Origin of the sequence: Streptomyces sp. URMC 127 (assembly GCF_051386535.1) — a bacterium.
In the GTDB taxonomy this organism is placed as follows: Bacteria; Actinomycetota; Actinomycetes; order Streptomycetales; family Streptomycetaceae; genus Streptomyces.
The window spans coordinates 1-4,222 of record NZ_JBPQTW010000345.1 but is presented as its reverse complement, the minus strand read 5'-3'; the positions used below and the strand labels follow the sequence as shown (position 1 = coordinate 4,222).

Annotated in this window: 3 protein-coding genes; 1 reads left to right on the top strand and 2 read right to left on the bottom strand. The window is 73.3% G+C overall.

What is annotated here, in order from left to right; genetic code table 11:
* Positions 1–1,107: sigma-70 family RNA polymerase sigma factor (locus ACSNOH_RS33615; RefSeq protein ID WP_436725239.1), on the bottom strand; the 1,107-nt coding region annotated here is incomplete at its 3' end.
* 224 nt (positions 1,108–1,331) lie between these two features.
* Positions 1,332–2,066, bottom strand: a complete 735-nt coding sequence (locus tag ACSNOH_RS33610) for a TetR/AcrR family transcriptional regulator (RefSeq protein WP_436725238.1) — start codon at positions 2,064–2,066, stop codon at positions 1,332–1,334.
* 376 nt (positions 2,067–2,442) lie between these two features.
* On the opposite strand from ACSNOH_RS33610, the gene ACSNOH_RS33605 reads away from it, so the two are divergent.
* A complete protein-coding gene (locus tag ACSNOH_RS33605; RefSeq protein ID WP_436725237.1) occupies positions 2,443–3,789 on the top strand; it encodes an NAD(P)/FAD-dependent oxidoreductase in 1,347 nt (448 codons plus the stop codon).
* Positions 3,790–4,222 lie beyond the last annotated feature (433 nt).

Sequence of the window (4,222 nt, the reverse complement as noted above, 5' to 3'; positions counted from 1 at the left end):
GCCCGCCCCCGTGCCCGCGCCGGCAGCCCCGGAAGAAGCCCCACCGCTCGCCGCAGCGACCCCCGCTCCCGCCGCGGCCGTACCGGCCCCGGCAGCGCCCGCCGTCAGGCCCGTGGCCGCCTTGGCCGAGAACCCCGCGGCGAACCAGCCGATGACCGCCACCGGCAGCAGCGCCCGCAGCCGCTGATTGACGTCCGCGACTTCCAGCGCCGCCGTACGGCACCGCGCGCAGCCCTCCAGGTGCCTGCGCAGGCCCCGCTCGGCCCGCATCCGCAGCCCGCCCCGCGCATACGCCCCGAGCCGGTCCGCATAGCGCGCGCAGTCTCCCCCGGCCGTCAGCGCCGTGCTCACATGGGCCTGCAGATACGCCTGTTTGAGGCCCTCGCGCGCCCGGTGCGCCAGCACCGCCGTCGCATTGGCCGTCAGCCCCAGCAGCGGCGCTACCTCGCTCGGCGACTCCTCCTCGACCGTGGTGTGCCACAGCACCGTCTGCCAGCGCGGCGGCAGGCTCCGGAAGGCCTGTACGGCCAGGGAGTGCTCGGCCTCCTGCATGGCCAGCACATCCGCGCCCAGGCCGAGCCCCTCACCGCCCCCCGCACCGGCCGGCAGCCGCTCGGCCGCGGCGGCGAACTCCGCGAAGTCCTCGACGAGCTGCTCCCGCTTGGCGCTCTTCCCCCACGAGGCCGCGACCCGCCGCACGGTGGTGAGCAGATAGGCGCGCACCGAGGTCTCCGGTCCGGCGCCGCTCCGCACCGCCTGCAGGGTGCTCGCGAAGACCTCATTGGTGAGGTCGTCCGCCGTGTCGCTGTCGCGGCAGCAGCTGCGGGCGTAGCGGCGGACGGCGGGGGCGTGACGGCGGTAGAGCTCCTCGTACGCGTCGCTCTCGCCGGCCCGCATGCGCGCCACCAGCTGAATGTCCGTCAGGGGAGCGTCGGCGGCGGCGTCCGTCCTCCGGTGCTTGCGCCTGCGCTGCCGCGGCACACCGGCCGTGGCACCCCCGGCCGGCTGCCCGGCCGGGGCGGAACGCCCTTCGCCGGAGGGGCGGGGCACGGGAGGTCTGTCCCCCTTCTCGCGCCCGCCCGGCTCTTCCTGCCCGTCAACACCCATAGCCCAGGCCCCTGTACATGCCGGCACACCCGAAGACCGGGACAGAGTGGCACAGAGGCGGCCGTCACCAACCCGCGATGGGCAGCAACCACTCGTCCGTGGCGACTTCCGCTGCATGGCGCACGCGATGTCACCCGAACGGGGAAGGATTTCCGGATGCGCCCGGACGGCCTACCGGAGCCGTACCGGGCGCGCCCGTCACAGGAGCGAGCCGCCGGCGAGGACTACTCGGCCGGCCGCGACCGCAGCCCCTCCAGCAGGATGTCCAGCAGCCGCGAGGACGCCGCCGCCTGCTGCACGGCATCCGGCAGCGACGGCGCGGCCGTCGCTATCACCAGCAGCACATCGGCCACCGTCACGTCGGGCCGCAGCTGGCCCGCCGCCCGCGCCCGCTCCACGAGCCGCCCGACGACCTCCAGCAGCGCCGCGGCGCCCGCGTCGTGCCGCTCGACGGCCGGGGCCGGCCGCTGCTCGACCAGCCGCAGCTCGTGCAGCTGACCGCCCGTGGCGCCCGGCTGCCGCTGCTGCGGCACGCGCGCCTCGATCTCCTCCGCCTCGACGTCGACGCCGACCCGCAGCACCTGCGGCGGCAGCAGCCGGCCCGCGCCGGACGCCACCGACGTGCGCAGGAAGCGCGAGAGAGCCGACCACGGCTCGTCCTCCTGGCCGAGCGCCGTGCGCGCCTGCTCGGTCAGCCGGGCGGTCTCCTCCTCGGCTATCCGCCGGACGAGGACGTCCTTGCTGGGGAAGCGGCGGTAGACCGTCCCCACCCCGACGCGGGCGCGGCGCGCGACATCCTCCATGGGCGCGCCGTAGCCCAGCTCACCGAAGACCTCGCGGGCCGCACGCAGTACGTGCTCGAGATTGCGCTGGGCGTCCACGCGCAACGGCGTGCTGCGGCCACCGCCCGCCTCCGACGGCGCGACAGCGGTCGACCAATGAGAGCCCTGCATATGCATATGTGTTCCCCCGGTTATGACGTCTCCCCCCGGAGACTCCCCGCCCTGACTGCCGGGGCACGTCTCTGACACCCCGACGGAGTACGAACATAGTTGAGCCCAGGTCAAGAAAGAAGGGGTAGTTCCGCACCGGGCATCCCCGATTGGAGTACATCCCCTCTCCGCACCGATTCTGCACCACCCCACAACCCCACCGCATCCGCCCTGACCTGCGCACCTGTCTCCCGAACCGGTGCGCCCCCCATGGAGGGATCAGCTCCGCCGCCGGTCATACGTTTCGCACGGCCTGTGGACAAACTCCGGCCGGGGGTGCGTCATGGGGAAGAAGCTGTGCTCACGACCCGGCAACCGGGACCCCGACGACTGAGGAGTGGCCTTGGCGAAGGAACCGGCGCGCATTCTGGTGGTCGGCGGCGGCTACGTCGGGATGTACACCGCCCTGCGCCTGCAGCGGAAGCTCAGGCGCGGCGAGGCGACCGTCATCGTGATCGACCCCGAGCCGTACATGACCTACCAGCCCTTCCTCCCCGAGGCCGCGGCCGGCTCCATCTCCCCCCGCCATGTCGTCGTCCCCCTGCGCCGCACGCTCGACAAGTGCCAGGTCGTCATCGGCGAGGTCCGCTCCATCGACCACGCCAAGCGCGCCGCCGCCATCAGCACCCTCGCCACGCACGAGGAGGGCACCGGCGCCGTCCAGGTCCGCTACGACGAGCTGATCCTCGCGCCCGGCTCCGTCTCGCGCACGCTGCCCGTCCCCGGTCTCGCCGAATACGGCATCGGCTTCAAGACCGTCGAGGAGGCCATCGGCCTGCGCAACCACGTGCTCGAACAAATGGACATCGCTTCCTCCACCCGCGACCCGGCCGTCCGCGACGCCGCCCTGACCTTCGTCTTCGTCGGCGGCGGCTACGCAGGCGTGGAGGCCCTCGCCGAGCTCGAGGACATGGCCCGCTACGCCACCCGCTACTACCACAACCTCGAACCCGAAGACCTGCGCTTTATCCTCGTCGAGGCCACCGGCCGGATCCTCCCGGAAGTGGGCGAGGACATGGGCCGTTACGCACTGCGCGAGCTGCGCGGGCGCAACATCGACGTCCGCCTCGACACCCGCCTCGACTCCTGCGCGGACCGCATCGCCGTCCTCAGCGACGGCTCGCGCTTCCCCACCCGGACCCTCGTGTGGACCGCAGGCGTCAAAGCCCACCCGGTGCTCGCCGCCACCGACCTCCCGCTCAACGGCCGCGGCCGCCTCAAGTGCACCGCGGCGCTCGGCGTGGACGGCGTGGAGCACGCCTGGGGCGCCGGCGACGCCGCGGCCGTCCCCGACCTCACCTCGGACGACCCCGCCGCCGTGTGCGCCCCCAACGCCCAGCACGCCGTCCGCCAGGCCAAGGTCCTCGCCCACAACGTGCTCGCCTCCCTGCGCGGCCGGCCGCTCAAGGACTACCGGCACAAATACGTCGGCTCCGTGGCCTCCCTGGGCCTCCACAAGGGCGTCGCCCACGTCTACGGCAGGAAGCTCAAGGGCTACCCCGCCTGGTTCATGCACCGCGCCTACCACCTCAGCCGGATCCCCACCTTCAACCGCAAGGCCCGCGTCCTCGCCGAGTGGACCCTCACCGGGCTCTTCAAACGCGAGATCGTCTCCCTCGGCTCGCTCGAGAACCCCCGGGCCGAATTCGAACTCGCCGCCGACACCGGACGTCACCCGGAAGCGAGTTGAAGCAGGTCATGGGCCCTGTGGCGGAGCCTGGAACTCCCCCGGACAGGCCGACGTCTGACGGATGTCAGTCCGGTCGGCCACACTGGTCGTGTGACCATGGGTGGGCTCGTACCTGCGAAGAGTAACAATTACGAGGATTCGGACGTTTGCTGCACTCCCACGGGGGCAGTCCCCCGCACCGCCGACCGCGGCCCCGCGCCGGGCACGCGGCCCGGCCACGCCACGTCCCCGAGCTGGTCCGGAACGACTCCACGAGGTAATCCTCAGTGAACTTCACCCGCTGGAGCGCCCGGCTCCCCGGCACACAGCGCCGAGCCGCTGCGCGCGCCGACCGCAAGGACCGCACCGCCGCCCCCGTACCGCCCGCGGCCGGCGGCTCCGTGCCCGCGGCCCGCGCCGAGGCCCCGCCCGCGGCCCCCGCACCGGACGGCCC